The 18,476-nt window shown below is 54.6% G+C and carries 16 protein-coding genes; 9 read left to right on the forward strand and 7 right to left on the reverse strand.

Annotated elements, in window-relative coordinates:
• The first annotated feature begins 194 nt into the window (after positions 1-194).
• The 5 genes from B5E84_RS19020 (at position 195) to B5E84_RS19040 (ending at position 5,066) form a co-directional block, all read left to right on the forward strand.
• On the forward strand, positions 195-869 hold the full coding sequence (locus B5E84_RS19020) for a trimeric intracellular cation channel family protein (RefSeq protein WP_087226181.1): 675 nt from the start codon (positions 195-197) through the stop codon (positions 867-869).
• On the forward strand, positions 866-1,576 hold the full coding sequence (locus B5E84_RS19025; RefSeq protein ID WP_087226184.1) for a TIGR01906 family membrane protein: 711 nt from the start codon (positions 866-868) through the stop codon (positions 1,574-1,576). Before B5E84_RS19020 ends, B5E84_RS19025 begins: the two co-directional genes overlap by 4 nt.
• A gap of 108 nt (positions 1,577-1,684) precedes the next feature.
• Positions 1,685-3,229 (forward strand): D-alanyl-D-alanine carboxypeptidase family protein, encoded by a 1,545-nt coding sequence (locus tag B5E84_RS19030; RefSeq protein ID WP_087226187.1) that lies wholly within the window; start codon positions 1,685-1,687, stop codon positions 3,227-3,229.
• Between the two features lie 42 nt (positions 3,230-3,271).
• A complete protein-coding gene (locus tag B5E84_RS19035) occupies positions 3,272-4,369 on the forward strand; it encodes a sensor histidine kinase (protein WP_242963445.1) in 1,098 nt (365 codons plus the stop codon).
• A complete protein-coding gene (locus tag B5E84_RS19040; protein ID WP_087226190.1) occupies positions 4,359-5,066 on the forward strand; it encodes a response regulator in 708 nt (235 codons plus the stop codon). The genes B5E84_RS19035 and B5E84_RS19040 overlap by 11 nt, the downstream gene beginning before the upstream one ends.
• A 6-nt stretch (positions 5,067-5,072) precedes the next feature.
• On the opposite strand, the gene B5E84_RS19045 is transcribed toward B5E84_RS19040, so the two are convergent.
• The 5 genes from B5E84_RS19045 to B5E84_RS19065 all read right to left on the reverse strand — a co-directional run bounded on the left by B5E84_RS19045 (position 5,073) and on the right by B5E84_RS19065 (position 10,485).
• Positions 5,073-5,567: a peptide deformylase gene (locus B5E84_RS19045; protein ID WP_087226193.1), complete on the reverse strand. Its 495-nt coding sequence runs from the start codon at positions 5,565-5,567 to the stop codon at positions 5,073-5,075.
• Positions 5,568-5,815: 248 nt separating this feature from the next.
• Entirely contained in the window at positions 5,816-6,472 is a 657-nt protein-coding gene (locus B5E84_RS19050; RefSeq protein WP_087226196.1) for a MerR family transcriptional regulator, read from the reverse strand.
• A gap of 167 nt (positions 6,473-6,639) precedes the next feature.
• On the reverse strand, positions 6,640-7,977 hold the full coding sequence (gene dnaB, locus B5E84_RS19055; protein ID WP_087226227.1) for a replicative DNA helicase: 1,338 nt from the start codon (positions 7,975-7,977) through the stop codon (positions 6,640-6,642).
• A gap of 16 nt (positions 7,978-7,993) precedes the next feature.
• The gene (gene rplI / locus B5E84_RS19060; RefSeq protein ID WP_087226199.1) at positions 7,994-8,440 is read right to left on the reverse strand and encodes a 50S ribosomal protein L9; all 447 of its coding nucleotides are present in this window, start codon (positions 8,438-8,440) and stop codon (positions 7,994-7,996) included.
• Positions 8,440-10,485 carry a DHH family phosphoesterase gene (locus B5E84_RS19065; protein WP_087226202.1) on the reverse strand — a complete coding sequence of 682 codons (2,046 nt, stop codon included), beginning with the start codon at positions 10,483-10,485 and terminating at the stop codon, positions 8,440-8,442. The genes rplI and B5E84_RS19065 overlap by 1 nt, the downstream gene beginning before the upstream one ends.
• A gap of 540 nt (positions 10,486-11,025) precedes the next feature.
• Here B5E84_RS19065 and B5E84_RS19070 point away from each other — a divergent pair.
• Entirely contained in the window at positions 11,026-12,216 is a 1,191-nt protein-coding gene (locus B5E84_RS19070) for an MFS transporter (protein ID WP_204248626.1), read from the forward strand.
• A gap of 14 nt (positions 12,217-12,230) precedes the next feature.
• Here the strand turns inward: B5E84_RS19070 and B5E84_RS19075 are convergent, their stop codons facing one another.
• Positions 12,231-13,109, reverse strand: coding sequence for an AraC family transcriptional regulator (locus B5E84_RS19075; RefSeq protein WP_087226208.1), 879 nt, complete (start codon positions 13,107-13,109; stop codon positions 12,231-12,233).
• Positions 13,110-13,352: 243 nt separating this feature from the next.
• On the opposite strand from B5E84_RS19075, the gene B5E84_RS19080 reads away from it, so the two are divergent.
• The 3 genes from B5E84_RS19080 (at position 13,353) to pcp (ending at position 15,757) form a co-directional block, all read left to right on the forward strand.
• Positions 13,353-14,066, forward strand: a complete 714-nt coding sequence (locus B5E84_RS19080) for a DUF969 domain-containing protein (RefSeq protein ID WP_087226211.1) — start codon at positions 13,353-13,355, stop codon at positions 14,064-14,066.
• Between the two features lie 2 nt (positions 14,067-14,068).
• Positions 14,069-15,013: a DUF979 domain-containing protein gene (locus B5E84_RS19085; protein ID WP_087226215.1), complete on the forward strand. Its 945-nt coding sequence runs from the start codon at positions 14,069-14,071 to the stop codon at positions 15,011-15,013.
• Between the two features lie 99 nt (positions 15,014-15,112).
• Positions 15,113-15,757 carry a pyroglutamyl-peptidase I gene (gene pcp / locus B5E84_RS19090; protein WP_087226218.1) on the forward strand — a complete coding sequence of 215 codons (645 nt, stop codon included), beginning with the start codon at positions 15,113-15,115 and terminating at the stop codon, positions 15,755-15,757.
• A 167-nt stretch (positions 15,758-15,924) separates the two neighbouring features.
• Here pcp and metG read toward each other — a convergent pair whose 3' ends face one another.
• Entirely contained in the window at positions 15,925-17,910 is a 1,986-nt protein-coding gene (gene metG, locus B5E84_RS19095) for a methionine--tRNA ligase (protein ID WP_087226221.1), read from the reverse strand.
• Between the last annotated feature and the right edge of the window lie 566 nt (positions 17,911-18,476).

The raw sequence follows: 18,476 nt of genomic DNA on the forward strand, positions 1-18,476 counted from the left end.
AAAAGGAGCGGGAAGAATTTACCAGGCTGAAGGTCATAAAGAGGATGAAGGAGAAATCGTAACCGGTTTCTCCTTTTCCCATCTCCCATCTTTCTCTTTTCCCCAATATGTGTTAAAATAAGAATCATTTTCCGACACATCCGCCGCGCCTGGCCGGCCGGCGGCCACACTGTCTGAAGGGAGGAAATTCCAACATGGAAATCAACTGGTCCATCCTCTTTGCCCTGGAGACCGTAGGCACCATCGCCTTCGCCTCCTCCGGCGCCATGGTGGCCATCAATAAAAATCTGGACCTGCTGGGGGTCATCGTCCTCGGCGTCACCACTGCCGTAGGCGGGGGAATGATCCGGGACATCATCATTGGACGGATCCCGCCCAGCCTGTTTGTAAACCCGGTCTACGTGGTCATGGCCCTGGTGACGGTGATCCTGCTCTTTCTCGTCATCCGGTTTCACAACTACCTGATGACCGGCAAAAACCGGGAAACCTATGACCGGATCATGAACCTGTTTGACGCCGTGGGCCTGGGGGCCTTCACCGTGGTGGGCATCGACACCGCCGTGAACGCCGGTTTTGGGGATTATCACTTTCTGGCGGCGTTTCTGGGCGTGATCACCGGGGTCGGCGGCGGCATCCTGCGGGACATCATGGCCGATCAGACGCCCTACGTCCTCTGCAAGCACGTGTACGCCTGCGCCTCCATCGCCGGCGCCCTGCTCTACATCGCCCTGCCGGATGTGATTCCCGCGGACGCGGCCATGGTGATCTGCTCTGCCGTGGTGGTGGCCATCCGTCTCCTGGCGGCCAAATACCGCTGGAACCTGCCCACCGCCACCGGAAAACCATACAAAGGAGATGACAGCCTATGAAACTGCTCCACTGGCTTTTGGGAATCCTCTGCGCCTTCTGCCTGATGATCCTCTTTCTCATCACCTCGGTGGAAGCCGTGGCCTACTGGACTCCCGGATACTATGAACGGGAATATGAAAAATATCACGTCACCGACGCCGTCCATATGGAGATGGACGACCTTCTGGAGGTGACGGATGAGATGATGGCCTACCTGCGGGGAGACCGGGAAGACCTGCACGTGATGACCGTGGTGGACGGACAGCCCAGGGAGTTTTTCAACGCCCGGGAGATCGCCCACATGGAGGATGTGCGGGGGCTGTTTTTAGGGGCCATCGCCCTCCGCCGCGTCTGCGCAGCCGCCGCCGTCCTCTGCGTCGTGCTCATGGCGCTCTTAAAGGCGGACGTCAGGCGTCTGCTGCCCCGGGCTCTGTGCGTGGGCACCGGACTGTTTTTCCTTCTGGCCACCGTGGTGGGCGGAGTGATCGCCTCGGATTTCTCCAGGTACTTCATTGTGTTCCATCACATTTTCTTCGACAACGACCTGTGGATTTTAAACCCGGCGACGGACCTTTTAATCAACATTGTGCCGGAGCCCTTTTTCTCTGACACAGCCCTGCGCATCGGGCTGACCTTCGGCGGGATGGTACTGGTGCTGTTCGCCCTGTGCCTTTACCTGGCCCGCAGAAACGGCAAGGCCAGAAAGAACCCCGTTTCCAACGACTGACAGGACGGGCGGCGTCCATCTTTTCCTTTACTTGTCCGTCAAAATAGAATATACTGTATAAAGCAACTTTTTACATTTTACTGATCACACATGGAGTCACTTATCCCTATGAAACGTATATTAATTCTGCTGTTAAGCTTGACCCTGATTCTTGGGCTCTGTCCCACCGCGGCCTACGCCGCCCCGGACTGGCCCACCAACATCGCCATTGAGGCTGACGGCGGGATCGTCATTGACGCCGATTCCGGAGCCGTTCTGTTTGGAAAAAACCTGCACCAGACCTACTATCCCGCCAGTATTACAAAGGTGCTTACCGCTCTGATTACACTGGAAAACTGCGATATGGACGAGCAGGTAACATTCTCTCATGACGCCGTGTACAATGTGGAATCCAACAGCACCAACGCTGGGCTGGATGAGGGCGACGTACTCTCCGTAGAGGACTGTCTCTATGCCCTGCTGCTCCAGTCTGCCAACGAGGTTGCCAATGCTCTGGCGGAGCACATTTCCGGTTCCCGCGAGGCTTTCGCGGAGCTGATGAACCAGCGGGCGGCAGAGCTGGGATGCCAGGACAGCCACTTCGCCAATCCCAGCGGCTTAAACGACGAAAATCATTATGTATCCGCCTACGATATGGCCCTGATTTGTCAGGCCGCCATTCAGAACCGGGATTTCCTGGAAATCGACGGCACAAAATCCTATAAGCTGCCGCCCACCAAACGGAATCCAGATGGACTGAACCTGTACACCCACCATGCCATGCTCCTGTCCAGCCGGGCAGAATACTATGACGGTACTTTTGGCGGAAAAACGGGCTACACCTCCCTGGCAGGGAACACCCTGGTAACCTTCGCCAAGAGAAATGGCATGACCCTGATCACCGTAGTGTTAAACGGCCATTCCACCCACTACAGCGACACAAAAGCCATGCTGGATTTTGGCTTTACCAACTTCCAGACGTCCAGGATTTCCAGCCTGGACAGCCGTTTTTCCTCCTTAAATGAGGATATGACCATCGCCGGACTTCCCTCCGGCGACCTGTCGGATCTGTCCTTCCAGGACGGAATGATCACTCTGCCTCTGTCCTCCACCATCGCGGATACGGATATGGCTGTAAACTATGAGCTGGACAGCCGCGCGCCGGAAAATGCCATCGCCCAGGTCCAGTACACCTACAATGACCGGGTGGTCGGATCGGCTTATCTGCTGAACCGAATCGGCGAGGAGCCGGAGACCGTCCTTCCGCCCCTGGACACAAACGAGACCGGTGAAACCGGAACAGAGACGGCGGAAACCCCAGAGCCCGGCTCTCAGGATGGTTCCGAAACCGCCGTTCTCCCCACAGACGGAGAGAGCGAGGCCGCCGCAGGCGAGGCAGACAGCCCGGCGGATCCCGCAGATACCGGACGCTCCGGTATTCCCACTGTGGTGTGGATCGCTTTAGGGGTAGCCGTGGTGATTGGCGCCGTAGCCGGTTTCATAATCTACTTAAACATCCAGCGCCAGCGCAAAGAGGAAGCACGCCGCAGACGGCAGGAGCGCCGCCGCCAGCGTTTAAGAGAAATCGGCGTATCTGACGAGGAATTCCAGCAAATGATGGCGGAACGCCGGGCCTCCCGCCCGGATTCCCAGACAAAAAAGCGTGCGCGGTAGCGCACGCTCGCGCCAAAGCGCGGCTCCCATTGGAGGTTTGCCATGATACATCAGAAAAAATCCATGGACAAAAAGACTCTGTTCCGTAATATCCTGATCACTACCCTGATCCTGGGATTTACTACGGCGGGGTCTTTCGCCTTTTTCCGCTTTACCAGCAACGCGGAAAATATCGCCGTATTCTATATGCTGGCCGTCGTGTTCATCGCCCGTTTTACCACGGGCTACGTTCCCGGCATTATCGCTTCCCTTATCTCAGTGATCTGCGTAAATTTCGCCTTCACCTATCCTTTCTTTTCCCTGACCTTTTCCGTGGACGGCTACCCCATTACCTTTGCCGCCCTGATGATCATCGCCAGCTTGACCAGCATGACCACCACCCACTTAAAGGAGAAAAACAGGATTTTAAACGAGCAGGAAAAGCTCCTGATGGAGGCGGAAAAGGAAAAAATGCGGGCAAACCTGCTGCGGGCCGTCTCCCACGACCTGCGCACGCCGCTGACCAGCATCATTGGCACCAGCTCCGCTTACTTAGACAGCGGTTCCTCCCTCACAGAGGAGGAGCGCCGCTCCATGGTGCAGACCATCTACGACGACTCCAACTGGCTTCTCCATATGGTGGAAAACCTTCTTTCCGTCACCAGGATCCGCCAGACGGACGCCCACGTTTCCACCACTCTAGAGCCGGTGGAGGAGGTGGTCTCCGAGGCCGTTTCCAGGCTGAAAAAACGGCTGCCCGACGCCAGGATACGGGTGTCCACGCCGGAGGATTTCATCATGGCCCCCATGGACGCCACCCTGATCGAGCAGGTCATTATCAACCTCCTGGAAAACGGGATCTACCACAGCGGTTCCGACGCTCCCATGGAGCTGACGGTGACCGCGGAGCAAAAAAACGCCGTGTTCCGCATCCGGGACCACGGCCATGGCATCCGGGAAGACCTGCTTCCCAATATTTTTGACGGCTACGCCGACACCGCCACTTCCTCCGGGGATTCCCGGAAAGGCATGGGCATCGGCCTGTCCATCTGCAAGACCATTATCATGGCCCACGACGGCGACATCTGGGCAGAAAATCTGCCGGACGGCGCCCTGTTTACTTTCACATTACCACTAGGAGAGGAAACGTATGAATCATAAGCTGACTGTCGTTATCATTGAGGATGAAAAAAATATCTGTACCTTTATTGAAACTGCCCTGGAAAACCACGACTACAAGACGGTAGCCGCCCACACCGGAAAGGAGGGGCTGTCCTATATCGCCTCCCTCTGCCCGGACGTGGTGCTTTTGGACCTGGGCCTTCCGGACATCGACGGCATGGACATCATCCGGCAGGTGCGGGAATTTTCCGCTGTGCCCATTCTGGTGATTTCCGCCCGTACCAGCGAAAGCGAAAAGGTGGCGGCCTTAGACGCCGGCGCCGACGACTACATTACCAAGCCCTTCGGCACCTCCGAGCTTTTGGCCCGCATCCGCACGGCCCTGCGCCACAGCCAGATGTCCGCCAGCAGCCCGAAGTCCTCTGAATCCGTTTACCGCTGCGGCGACCTCACCATCAACTTTGACAAGCGTTTGGTGACCATCGCTGACAGGGAGGTCCATTTAACCCAGATTGAGTACAAGCTGGTCTCCCTCCTGGCCTTAAACGCCGGCCGTGTACTGACCTACGACTTTATTATCAACCATATCTGGGGCCCCTACGCCGACAGCAACAACCAGATCCTGCGGGTAAACATGGCCCACATCCGCCGCAAAATGGAGGAAAACCCCGCCGACCCCAAATACATCAGCACGGAGATCGGCGTGGGCTATCGGATGCGGGAGCCGGAAAACTAGGAAGGCCTAAAAATCCCGTTTCATCTGGCCCAGGATCAGAGATTTATTGTCCACCGCCCTCATGGTGGCCAGGATCCCGTCCAGGTGGTCGTACTCATGCTGCAAAAGCTCGGACAGATCCCCCTCCAAGTGCATGGCGCGGGGCTCAAAATTCTCGTCCAGATAGCGGATGTCCGCCCGTCTGTGCCTGGACACTCTCACCATCAGGCCGGGAAAGGACATACAGTCGTCCACCAGCTCATACACCTCCTCATCCGGGAAGGTCAGAACCGGGTTGATAAACACGTAGGGCCGGTCCGTATACATATAGAGCAGACGTTTCGGCACCCCGATCTGGGGCGCCGCCACTGCCCGGCCCGCTCCGTACGTTTTTCTGTAATCCATAAGGGTATCATGAAGGTCCTTCACCCATTCCTTCACCATCTCCCGCTCCTCATTTGTCACTTCCCCGCAGACTTCATATAGTTTCGGGTTTCCCAGCTTTAAAATTTCACGTACCATAAGATCAGATCCTCCTTTTCCTTTTATAGCACCATCATACCACAATTTCCCTGGATCATACAGCACATCCGGAAACGCGCCGGACGCCCGTTCTCTTTTTCGCCCATCGAACCTTTTCCGAAGACCTTGCCGCCGGGGAACGCGAAACCCATGACGCAAAAGTCCCGCGGAAACCCGGCTTTTTTGTCCGCCAGGTTTCCGCGGGAGCTGTATCCTTTTTTGAGTTTTGGCCATTTTGGCTTCTGCCGTCACAGCTTTTTTCCCTTTTTTCCAAACCGTCTCTTTTTAAAAAAGGGGATTCGGGACGCCGCCGCCTCGGCACGGCCCTTTCCTTCCTTCTGATACTCCCGGATCGTCTCGTCCAGCCGTTTAAACCGCTCCTCGGCCTTCTCGTCCCCCACCCGGATCAGATACTCCAGCTCCTTGGAAACCTTGTCGTTTACCAGAGCGCTGATGTCCTGGCTGAGCTGCTCGTTGTTGTGCTCCAGAGCCCTTCCGATGATGTGGTTCATAATTTCCTGGAACTGTTCCATTTTCTCCTCGGCAGTGAGGGCCGGCACCCCGTTTCCCTCCTCCACCACGGAGACGGCCTGTCCATCCGCCCCTCCCAGGGCGCTTTCCCGAAGGGCCGCCGCACCGTCGCTTAACATCTCGTCTGACAGCTCCTCCTTGCCTTCCTCCATCATCTTCTCCAGCGCCGCCTTGATGGCCTTGAGCTGATACCCCTTCTCCTTTAACTCCTTAATCTGCTTAAACAGGCGGATATGGAACTCCGTGTAATACCGGTGTCCCATCTCGTTGCGGGGGATTTTGAGCTCCAGCTCGTCCTCCCAGTACCGGAGCACATGGGACTCCACATCCACCTTTTTGGACGCGTCTGAAATCAGGTAATGTATTTCGTTCATTGTCGATCCTCTCCTTTAGTTGGCAATATTTCACATCTACTTATATGTTATGCCCTCAGTCTGAGGATTATGACAAAAATTCTGAACCTGATATTTCGCCCGTTCAGCCATGCCATTCATCATTTGACGGACTTTACAAAATCGGCTGACGTTAACGTTATTAGCCGTCAACTCCTGGCCATATTGGCAAACTTCGTGTACTCCGGCATCCACACCAGGTTGATGGTACCGATGGGGCCGTTTCGCTGCTTGGCGATGATGACTTCCGCCACGTTGGGGTTTTCCGTATCCTTATTGTAGTAGTCGTCACGGTAGAGGAACATCACCACGTCCGCGTCCTGCTCGATGGCTCCCGACTCACGCAGGTCGGAAAGCATGGGACGGTGGTCCGTTCTCGTCTCACAGGCACGGCTAAGCTGGGACAGGGCGATCACCGGGGCGTTTAACTCCCTGGCGAGAGCCTTTAAGGAACGGGAAATCTCGGAGATCTCCTGCTGCCGGTTGTCACTGCTTTTTCCGCTGCCGCTCATAAGCTGCAGATAGTCGATGATCACCAGATCCAGGCCGTCCTCCAGTTTCTTTTTCCTGCACTTGGAGCGCAGCTCGGAAATGGAGATGCCGGGGGTGTCGTCGATGGTCAGGGTGGAATTTCCGATCACCCCGATTCCCTCCACCACCGCGTCCCAGTCAGCGTCCGTCAGAGTGCCGGTTCGCAGCTTTTGAGAGTCCACGTTGGACTCCATGGCGAGCATACGGTTTACCAGCTGCTCCTTGGACATCTCCAGGCTGAATACCATGCAGGGGCGGCGCTTTTTCACCGACACGTAGTCCACCAGGTTCAGCACGAAGGCCGTCTTTCCCATGGACGGACGGGCGGCGATGAGGATGAAGTCCGAAGGCTGCATCCCGGAGGTCTTGTAGTCCAGGTCAATGAAACCGGTGGGGATTCCCGTCACCGTGTCCTTTGTCTTAGACGCGATCTCGATCTTTTCCAGCACGTTTAAGGCCACCTGTCGGATGGGCACAAAATCCCCGCCGGTCCTGGACTGAAGCAGGTCAAAAATCGCCTTCTCCGTGTGGGTCAGAATGTCCTCCAGCCGTTCCTTTCCCGCGTAGCAGGAATTGGCAATCTCCTCGTTCACCCGGATCAGGCGGCGCATAACCGCTTTCTCCCGGACAATGTTGGCGTAAGCCTTTACGTTGGCGGAGGTGGGCACGGTGGTGATAATGTTCTTTAAGGTCTCCAGGCTGGCCACCTCCGGCGGCACGTCTTTCTCCTTCAGCCGGTTCTGGAGGTTGATCACATCCACCGACTGGCCCTCGTTAAACAGCTCCACCATGCAGCCGAACATCACGCCGTACTGTTTCTGGTAAAAATCCGCGTCGGTGATAATCTCCGACGCGGCTATAATGGCTTCACGGTCCATGAGCATGGCTCCAATGACGGACAGCTCCGCCTCCAGGCTATGGGGCTGCACCCGTTTTAACAGGGCGTCATTCTCCATTTCCATTTCGTTTCTCCTATGCCTCTGTGACCTTCACGGTCAGTTTTCCGGTTACGTCCTTGTGGAGCTTTACAGGAACCTCGTGATTTCCGAAGGTCTTGATCGCGTCCGGCAGCACCAGCTTTTTCTTGTCAATATCCAGGCCCAGCTGATCCTTGGCCGCTGCCGCGATCTCCTTGCTGGAAACGGAACCAAAGGCCCTTCCGCCCTCACCGGCCTTCATGGTCAGGGTGATGGACAGTCCCTCCAGTTTCTGAGCCAGCTCCTTGGCTGCCGCCAGCTGCTCCGCCGCCAGTTTCTCCGCGTTTGCCTTCTGCAGTTTCAGGTCGTTTAAGTTCTTCGCCGTGGCCTCCACGCCCAGATTCTTCTTTAAGATAAAGTTTCTGGCGTAGCCGTCGTTTACATTTACTACCTGCCCCTTCTTTCCCAGGGCCTTTACATCCTCTAATAATACTACCTGCATTATGAAATATCTCCTTTCTCCAGCATCTTACGGATGACCTCTTTGATCTTCTCCTCTGCTTCTTCGATTGTCATATCTTTTAACTGCGCGCCGGCTATGGTTCTGTGGCCGCCGCCTCCCAGTTTTTCCATCACCACCTGCACGTTCACCTCGTCGATGGAGCGGGCGCTGACGTATATCACCCCGTTAAAGGGAGTGAGCACGAAGGACGCCTTCATGCCGATGATGTCTAACAGCTCGTTGGCCGCCTGGGCGCCCACGATGGTGGGGCTTTCGATTCCCTCGGACGGGCATACGGAGATGGCGAAATAGTCGTTGAAAATCTCCGCGTTGCTGATGGTGAGGGCTCTGGCCTTGTAGTCGGCCATCTCGTCCCGGAACATCTTCCGGACTCTGGTCACATCCGCCCCGTTCCGGCGCAGATAGGCAGCCGCCTCAAAGGTGCGAACGCCTGTCTGGTTGGTGAAATTATTGGTGTCGATGACGATTCCGGCGTACATGGCGTCGGCTTCCGCCGGCCGGATCCGGATGCCGTCGGCGATGTACTGCAGCACCTCCGCCACCATCTCACAGGTGGAGGACGCGTAGGGCTCCACGTAGGAGAGCACCGCGTTGCTGATGATCTCGCTGCTCTGGCGGTGGTGATCCAGCACCACGATGGTCTTTACCGCCTGCAAAAGCTCCGGGGCGTCGGTGATGCTGGGACGGTTTACGTCCACTACCACCAGGATGGTGGTGGGATCCGCCAGCTCCAGGGCCTGTTTCGTCCTTATAAACATATCCTCCGGATAGTCGCTGCTCCCTGTAAACCGCTCAATCATGGGCCGCACGGAGGAGGTGATGTCATTGTAGACGATATTCGCCTTCTTGTTCATGGCCATGGCGATGCGGTAAATGCCCACGGCAGCCCCCAGGGAGTCGATGTCTCCCAGCTTGTGTCCCATGATCAGGATGCGGTCCTTATTCTCCATCAGCTCCCGCAGGGCGTGGGCCTTCACCCTGGCTTTCACCCTGGTGGCCTTCTCCGTCTGCTGGGATTTTCCGCCGTAATACTGGATGTTTACCCCGTCCTTGATCACCGCCTGGTCGCCGCCCCGTCCCAGGGCCATGTCGATGGCAGTGCGGGAAAACTCATAGTTCTGCATATAGGTATCCCCGTTCATACCCAGACCGATGCTTAAGGTGACGGCCATCTCATTTCCGATGTTCACCGTCTTGACCTCCTCCAGGATGGAGAAACGGTTCTGGCGCAGGGTATCCACGTATTTCTGCTTAATCGCGAAGAAATATTTGTCCTTCTCGATCTTTTTGACCACGCCGGCCATGCTGGCGATGTATTTGCTGATCTTCCGGTCAATGAGGGCGGTGAGCAGGGAACGGCGCACTTCCTCCACGCTTTCTAAGGCCTCGTCGTAATTGTCCAGGTACAGCAGGCCGCTGACCATCTTCTGATCGTTGATCTCCTGCTCATACTGGAGAATGAGGGTCTCGTCAAACAGGTAGACAGCCACCATTTTCTCCTCCGTCTCATCGGGGAGGAATTCCTCCGGATCCTCGGCCTCCTGCTCCAGGCCCACCGGACATAAATCCACCCGGAATTTCCGGTCCTCGTAGGTGACGTGGATACAGCCTCTCTGCCCGGAAGAAAGAATCTCCTTCGTAATGTCGGGAAACAGCACCGTCAGATTCTTTTTCGGTCCCTTTATATCCTCTATGGCCTCCTGGAATTTCTGATTTTTCCACAGGATGCGCCCCTTTTCATCCACCAGGGCGTAAGGCAGGTTCATCTCCGACAGCAGGTGCTTCTGCACCCAGGAATATTCGGAGGAAAACTCCACCAGACCGGCCAACAGCCGCCGTTTCCTGTAAAAATAAAGCCACAGGGCAATTCCCAAATAAACAGCCGTGAACACGAACATCACCAGGCCGGCGATGGCGTCCAGGACTCCAACGATCAGGTTCATCGCCACTACAAGGGCAGAGAGCACCATCGGCCACTGCAGGTAGACGCGCAGCTCCCCCTTTACCTTCAGCTTTCCTTTCATATACACCTCACTGGAATGTATTTCTTCGCACAAAACACCAATTTAACCTTGATACCAGGGTCAAAAGGCCGGAAATCCGATGCAGGCTTGCTTGCAAGAGGGTTTTTGACCTTGGGACCCGCCAAAACATGAATAAGCAGCCATTTTTCGTAGAAAAATGAGCGGATTATGAATGTTTCCCAGGATTGCGGGAGCACGTAGTGCGGAGCAATCCGGTATCAAAGGGGGTCAAAATACCTTTTGACCCCAACATCTAACCTTTAGTATAGCATAAAACTTGGCGGCAGTAAAGCCGGGGAGTGGGCGGCGGATGGGAAATAGAATGGTAAATTGAAGGTAAATCGGCGTGGTAAATCAGAGCGGCGAGACAGGGACGGATTAGCGAAACGGCGCCTGTCCTTAAATTTTTATCCGTATCTGTAAATATTGTTTTTTGAAAAAGTCCAGATATTAATAAAATTTGTGGTATTTCGTCTTTATTCTACTATTTTTATATTCAGATCATTATATAATTGAGCTGTAGAAAGGATGGAAAACGCGATGGAAAGGAATCGGTATTATAAGTACGTTTTAGCATTGGGGCACGGCTGCTCCGACATCAATCAGGGGGCTTTATCGGCGGTGCTCCCATTTATCATAGCCGCGTACCACTATGATTATACGACGGCGGCTATGCTTGTAACGGTATCAAACCTGTTTGGCTCGATTGTCCAGCCTATATTTGGAACCATTGCCGACAGGAAAAACAAGCCTTGGATCATGGCGCTGGGCGTCCTTCTTGCCGGCGGCGGAATGGCATTTACCGGGCTGACTTCCAATTTTTACGGGCTGTGCGCAGCCGTCATTGTCAGCGGCATCGGAATCGCCATGTTTCACCCCCAGGCGGCCCAGCTGGTGGGGCGGTCCTCCGAAACGGGCAAACAGGGAAAAGGCATCAGCATATTCTCTTTCGGCGGAAAAATCGGCTCTACCCTGGGACCGGTTTTAACCTCGTCCTCCATTCTGCTCTTTGGCATGAAGGGCACGCTGGCATTCTTGATTCCATCCCTTCTCTTTGGAATCATTTCCGCGTTCTTTTTGAAGGATTTTAAAGAATTAGGAGAAAAGGAAAAAGCGGACAATGGGAAATCCCGCGCGGAAAGCGAAGATGGGCCTGCTGCCAGTCAGGATAACTGGCCGGCATTTATCAAGCTGTGTATCACCGTTTTTGGTAGATCCATTATCACCAACGGAATGAGCACCTTTCTGGCGCTGTACTTTATTCAGATCCTGCACCAGAGCCAGTCGTTTGGAAACAGTGCCTTGAGCGTCTATTTCGCCATCGGCGCCCTTGCGGCCCTCCTGGGCGGAAGCATCGCGGACCGGTTTGGATACACGAAAATGATCGCGGTGTCATTTGCCGTTTTCTTCCCGAGCCTGATTCTGTTTACCACCACCAGAAACTTCCTGTTTGCGGGCGCGATGCTGATTCCCATGGCAGCCGCGGAAAGTCTCTCCTACAGTCCCATGGTGGTGTTGGGCCAGCGGTATCTGCCCAACCATACCGGGTTCGCGTCAGGCATTACTCTGGGGCTGGCCGTTTCCGTCGGCGCGGTTTTATGCCCCGTTCTTGGATACGCAGCAGATAAATATGGGCTGACGGCCGCGCTCTACGTGATCGCCGGCGTTTCCGCCGCCGCGCTGGCAAGCTCCCTGTTTCTGCCGGAGACCGTCCCGGAGGCACGGGAATAGCCGTATTTTCTTTTTTACGTTTCACGCCGGAACAGGGCTTTCTGATACTGTTTCGGCGTTGTGTTTAACCTCTTTTTGAAACACTGGATGTAGTGGGAAAGACTGTTAAACCCCACAAGCCCCGCGATCCTGGAAATGGTATATTCGTTGGAGGACAAAAGATCCAGGCTCTTTTTTATGCGAAAATCAATCAGATATTCATAGGGGGAAGTCTTTAATACATTCCTGAACAGGCGCCCGCAGTAACCGGCAGAAATATGGCCGTAAGCCGCAATTTGTTCCAACATAATATCCTCATCGTAATGGTCGTGAATAAAGGTCAGGCATTTCTGAATACACAAATTCTGTTCCGCGCGGACCTTTTTTTCAGGGATCTCCGTCCGTTTCATCAATTCCAGAATAAACTGATTCATCAACAGCAGCATTTCATATTCATAAAAAGGATCTTTCTTTCTCGCGGCCTGCGCGCGTATTTTCTCGGTTATGTCCATCATCGTCCTGTCCTGAATCAATACCGTCGTTAAATTATGATTGTCCAAAAACTGTACCACCTGCCTGTATACAGGACTGTTTTCATAAAACTTCATAAAAACATCCGGGAAAAGAAAGGACTGATAGTGGGCGTCCTCTTTTTCAGTGATCTGATGCAGGATTTTCCTGTTTATAAACGCGCTCTCGCCCTTTTTCAGCTCCAGGGTCTGATACAGCGTTTTGATCTGGATCACCCCCTCGATCACAAAGGTCAGCTGCAAATCATCATGCCAGTGCATTTCATGGAAACGCAGCCGCTGCGGCACGCAATGATGATTGTTGACATCCAGCACAAGAAGGGGGAACGCGCTGTGAATATGAGGATTTTTTTCAAAGAGTTCAAATGAGTTCAGACCGGGCATGGCGATACCTCCCTTTTCCTTTCATTATATATGGTTTCACGGTTATTGCAATATGGCGCCTAATGGCAAAGGGAAAAAGAAAAATGGCTCGTTTCCGCAGGTTTCTTCCTGCCTTTCCCACCGCGTAAAATTCCAAATCCGGTTGCCAGTCCTCTGGGCCGTATTGTATAATGATTGTAATTTCTGCCACACTTTATTGGGAACAGGCAGAGGAAATTATACCACAAAGGAGGAGGCCTGATTATGGAATATTTAAGGCTTATTGGAATCCTGATCGTGATTATCGGCTTTGCGCTGAAGCTGGATTCCATTCTGATCATCTTTCTGGCAGCCGTGACCACCGCCCTGGTAGGTGGGCTGGGAATCGACGGACTGCTGGAAACCCTGGGAACGAATTTTGTGTCCAACCGAAGCATGGCAATCTTTATCCTGATCCTGCTGGTGACCGGTACCCTGGAGAGAAACGGCCTGCGGGAAGCCGCCGCCGCTTTCATCCACAAGTTTAAAAACGTCACCGTCGGCAAGCTGCTGTGCATCTACGGCGCTATGCGGGCGTTCTTCGGCGCCTTTAACGTAAACTTCGGCGGCGTGGCCGGTTTCGTCCGTCCTGTGATCATGCCCATGGCAGAGGGCGCCGCGGAAAATGAGAACGGCACCGTGGACGAGGAATATCTGGAGGAAATCAAGGGTATGGCCGCCGCCATGGAAAACATTGCCTGGTTCTTTTTCCAGGTGCTGTTTGTGGGCGGTTCCGGAGCCCTTCTCGTACAGTCTACCTTAAGCGGCCTGGGCTATGAGGTAAGCCTCATCGACCTGGCAAAAGCGGAAATCCCTGTGGCCTTAACGGCCCTTGTGATCGCCTGCATTTACTTCACCCTGAAGGATAAACGGCTGCGGGCCAAATATCTGGGAAAAGGCAGCGCCGCCGGCAAAAAAGCGGGAAAGGGAGGTAAATAAATATGGCATTTTTCGCAGATCCCACCGTCTCTTTAAGCAATAAGCTTTTGGAAATCGTTTACATCATCATCGGCCTGATCACCATTTACGCAGGCGTGAAAAACCTGCTGGACAAGAAAAATCCAGCCCGGTTCGGCACCTTCGTGTTCTGGACCTCCTTCGGCATCGTGTGTTCCCTGGGACGCTGGCTGCCGTCCAGGGTTTCCGGCGCCCTTATCATCATCATGGTCATCCCGGCCATCTTTAAGCGGGTGCAGAAAGGGGAGTCCAATGCCCCCACCAAGGAGTACACCCAAAAGCAGTTTGCCCGCATCGGCATGAAAATTTTCCTGCCAGCCCTGACTATGGGCATCCTGGCATTGACCTTTGCCCTGTTTACCCAGATCAGCGCTCTCGTGGGCGTGGCCTTGGGCGTATTGATTTCCATGATCGTGCTCATGTGCTACTCCAGGGACAACAAGCCGGTCACCTTTTTAAAGGATTCGGAGCGCCTGCTCTCCACCATGGGCCCGCTCTGTATGCTTCCTCAGCTTTTAGGCGCTCTGGGCGGCATTTTCACGGCGGCTGGCGTAGGTGACATCATCGGCGCCATCGTATCCGGCATCGTGCCGGAAGGAAACGTCATCGCGGGAATCATCGTATTTGCCATCGGCATGGCCCTTTTCACAGCCATCATGGGAAATGCCTTCGGAGCCATCACCGTCATGACCATCGGCGTGGGAGCTCCCTGCGTGCTGGCTTACGGCGCGGATCCGGTGATCATCGGCATGGTGGCCTTAACCTGCGGTTTCTGCGGCACTCTCTTAACCCCCATGGCCGCCAACTTCAACATCGTGCCCGTGGCCCTCTTAAACATGAAGGAGCGGTTCGGCGTGATCCGCAACCAGGCCCCGGTGGCCCTTATTATGCTTGCGGTGCAGATCGTTTACATGATTATTTTCAGCTGAAACTGATATTGGAAAATGGTTTATAACATTTGTCTGTGAAACCTCCCGAGGGCGGCGCAGCCGCCCCGGCTATCTGAATCTGAGAATGGAGATGAACGTATGAAAATTTTAGTGACTGGTTTTGATCCCTTTGGCGGAGAGAGCGTAAACCCGGCCTACGAAGCTGTAAAGCTGCTGCCGGATACCATCGCCGGAGCGGAGATTATCAAGCTGGAGATCCCCACCGTGTTTTCCTTAAGCGGCCCCGCTGTGGAGGAAGGCATTAAAAAGCACCAGCCGGATGTGGTGATCAACGTGGGACAGGCGGGAGGCCGCGCCTGCATCAATATCGAAAAGGTGGCCATCAACTTTGTGGACGCCCGCATCCCGGACAACAACGGCGAGCAGCCCCTGGACGAGCCGCTGCAGGCGGACGGCCCGGCGGCCTACTTTGCCACCATCCCGGTGAAGGCCATGATGCAGCACGTGCGGGAAAAGGGACTGCCCTGTGCCGTTTCCTACACTGCCGGCACCTACGTGTGCAACAGCATTATGTACAACGTCCTCTATATGTGTGAAAAGCGCTATCCGAACATCCGCGCCGGTTTCATCCATGTGCCCTTCGCCTGCGGCCAGGTGATCGACAAGGCGCCCACCACGCCGTCCATGTCTCTGGAAACCATCGCGAAGTCCCTGGAGTACGCCATTGAGGCGGTGGCTATGGATAAGGCGGAGGCAAAGGCCAGCGCGGGGGAGCTGCACTAGAAAGGTGCTGAATTTCCTTATACAGATTTTCCTTATACGGCAAAAAGGTGTGGAAAACGGGTTTTGTTCCGTTTTCCACACCTTTTTATTTTTTATATTTGATTTTACATCCGCTTTTTATATCCTTTTATACCCGTCGTTTTCTGGATTCACCGTTTTTCGGGCAATCAGCAGATTTCCGCTCCCGCCGGCATATCTTTCTCCGGCGTCATCAGGGAGAGGTTTCCATCGGCGTCCTCAGCGCAGAGGAGCATTCCCTCGGACATCACTCCGGCCAGCTTGGCGGGCTTTAAGTTGGTCACCACCATGACCTTCTTGCCAACCATTTCCTCCGGCGTATAGTGAGCCTTGATGCCGCTGACGATCTGGCGCACCTGGCTGCCCACCTTTACCTGGCTGCAAAGCAGCTTTTTGGACTTCGGAACGGCCTCGCAGGCGATGATCTCGCCCACCTGGAACTGGAGCTTGGCGAAATCGTCGTAGGTGATCTCCGGCTTTGCCTCGATGTCGATCACGTTCTCCTCTGCCTTCTCCGCCTCGCCGTTTGCAGCCTCTGCCTCGGCTCTCTGAGCGGCCTGCAGGGCCTCTACCTTCTCCAGGATCTCCTTCACGTCGATTCTGGCAAAGAGGATCTCCGGTTTCTCCGTCACCTTGTTTCCGGACGGATATTTTCCAAACGCGTCCATCTCGGACAGAGCCCGTTTCTCCGTGTTTAACTGGCTTAAGATCTTTTCAGAGGTCTCCGGCATGAAGGAGGCTAACAGGGAGGCGCCGATGGTGATGGCCTCAGTCAGGTTGTAGAGAACGGTGGCCAGACGGTCTTTCTTGGCCTCGTCCTTTGCCAGCACCCAGGGAGCGGTCTCGTCGATGTATTTGTTGCTCCGTCTGAAGATGCCGAAAATCTCGGTGATGGCGTCGGCCACGCGGAGCTGGTTCATCTTCTCGTCCGCCTTCTTCACAGCCTCCAGCACCACGGCCTTCAGATCCTCGTCCACCGGCTCTACGGCTCCGGTGTTGTTCACCACTCCGCCGAAATACTTGTTTGTCATGGAGATGGTGCGGTTTACCAGATTGCCCAGGATGTTTGCCAGGTCGGAGTTCATTCTCTCCACCATCAGCTCCCAGGTGATCACGCCGTCATTGTCAAAGGGCATCTCGTGAAGGACGAAATAGCGCACGGCGTCCACGCCGAAGAAATCCACCAGGGTGTCGGCGTAGATCACATTTCCCTTGGATTTGCTCATCTTGCCGTCGCCCTGGAGAAGCCACGGATGGCCGAACACCTGCTTTGGCAGCGGAAGTCCTAAGGACATGAGGAAAATGGGCCAGTAGATCGTATGGAAACGGATGATGTCCTTACCGATCAGATGAAGGTCCGCCGGCCAGTATTTTTTGAACAGCTCTCCACTCTCTCCGTCGCAGTCATAGCCTAAGCCGGTGATGTAGTTGGAAAGGGCGTCCAGCCACACGTAGGTCACGTGTTTCGGGTCAAAATCCACTGGGATTCCCCATGTAAAGGAGGTTCTGGACACGCACAGGTCCTGAAGTCCCGGCAGAAGGAAGTTGTTCATCATCTCGTTTTTGCGGGCTACCGGCTGGATAAACTCCGGGTGCTCGTTGATGTGGGCGATGAGGCGGTCGGCGTATTTGCTCATCTTAAAGAAATACGCCTCCTCCTTCGCCGGCTGCACCGGGCGGCCGCAGTCGGGGCACTTGCCGTCCACTACCTGGGACGGGGTCCAGAAGGACTCACAGGGAGTGCAGTACAGACCCTCGTAATAGCCCTTGTAAATGTCGCCCTGATCGTACATTTTCTTAAAGATCTTCTGGATCTGTTTCTCGTGGTACTCATCGGTGGTACGGATAAATTTGTCGTAGGACGTGTTCATCAGATCCCAGATCCTCTTGATCTCCCCGGCTACATTGTCCACAAACTCCTTGGGGGTCACGCCGGCCTCGGCGGCTTTCAGCTCAATTTTCTGGCCGTGCTCGTCCGTTCCGGTCTGGAAAAATACGTCATAGCCCTGCTCTCTCTTATAACGGGCAATGCTGTCCGCCAGCACGATCTCGTAGGTGTTGCCGATGTGGGGCTTTCCTGAGGTGTAGGCGATGGCGGTGGTGATGTAATATGGTTTTTTACAATTCTGGCACATATTCGCTCCTCCTGGTGTTTCTTTTTCTTATGGAAAATCCTTGATTATCCGGATGGGGGAATGGGATTTGCTGCGGAAGGTGTTACTGTAATATGGGGGCGCAGTTTCCTGTGGGCAAAAAAGTGTGCCCATCCTGCCGGAGGCTTTTTGTGTCATTGGGAACACAATTCCCTGTGACACAAAAACAGTCCCGCCTCTAAACGATGACACAACACCGCTTAAAGACGAGACCTTTCTCCCGTGATACCACTTTAATTCACCCGCGCCTCACGGCGCGGACCTTGGCGGCTGCGATGTCTGCCGCTGCGGCCGTACAAAACCGGCCGCCCCGCAAACCTTCGCAGTCTGCGCAGTAACGGGCGCTCCCGTCGCAGGCTAAAATCCCTTCTCACCTGCTCTGCTCCGAGTCCATGTTCAGCAGCCCGTCCGCTCTCCCTTCTCAGCTTTCCAGGATTCTCTGTCGCGCCGGTCTCCGCCTACTCTCCTCATCCCTGCATTTCCCTTATTTTCCGGAAAATTATAGATTTAGTTTAATCGTTGGGGGGTGGTTTGTCAAGGGTGGGTGG

This window comes from Lachnoclostridium sp. An14 (assembly GCF_002160755.1).
Taxonomy (GTDB): Bacteria; Bacillota; Clostridia; order Lachnospirales; family Lachnospiraceae; genus Lachnoclostridium_A.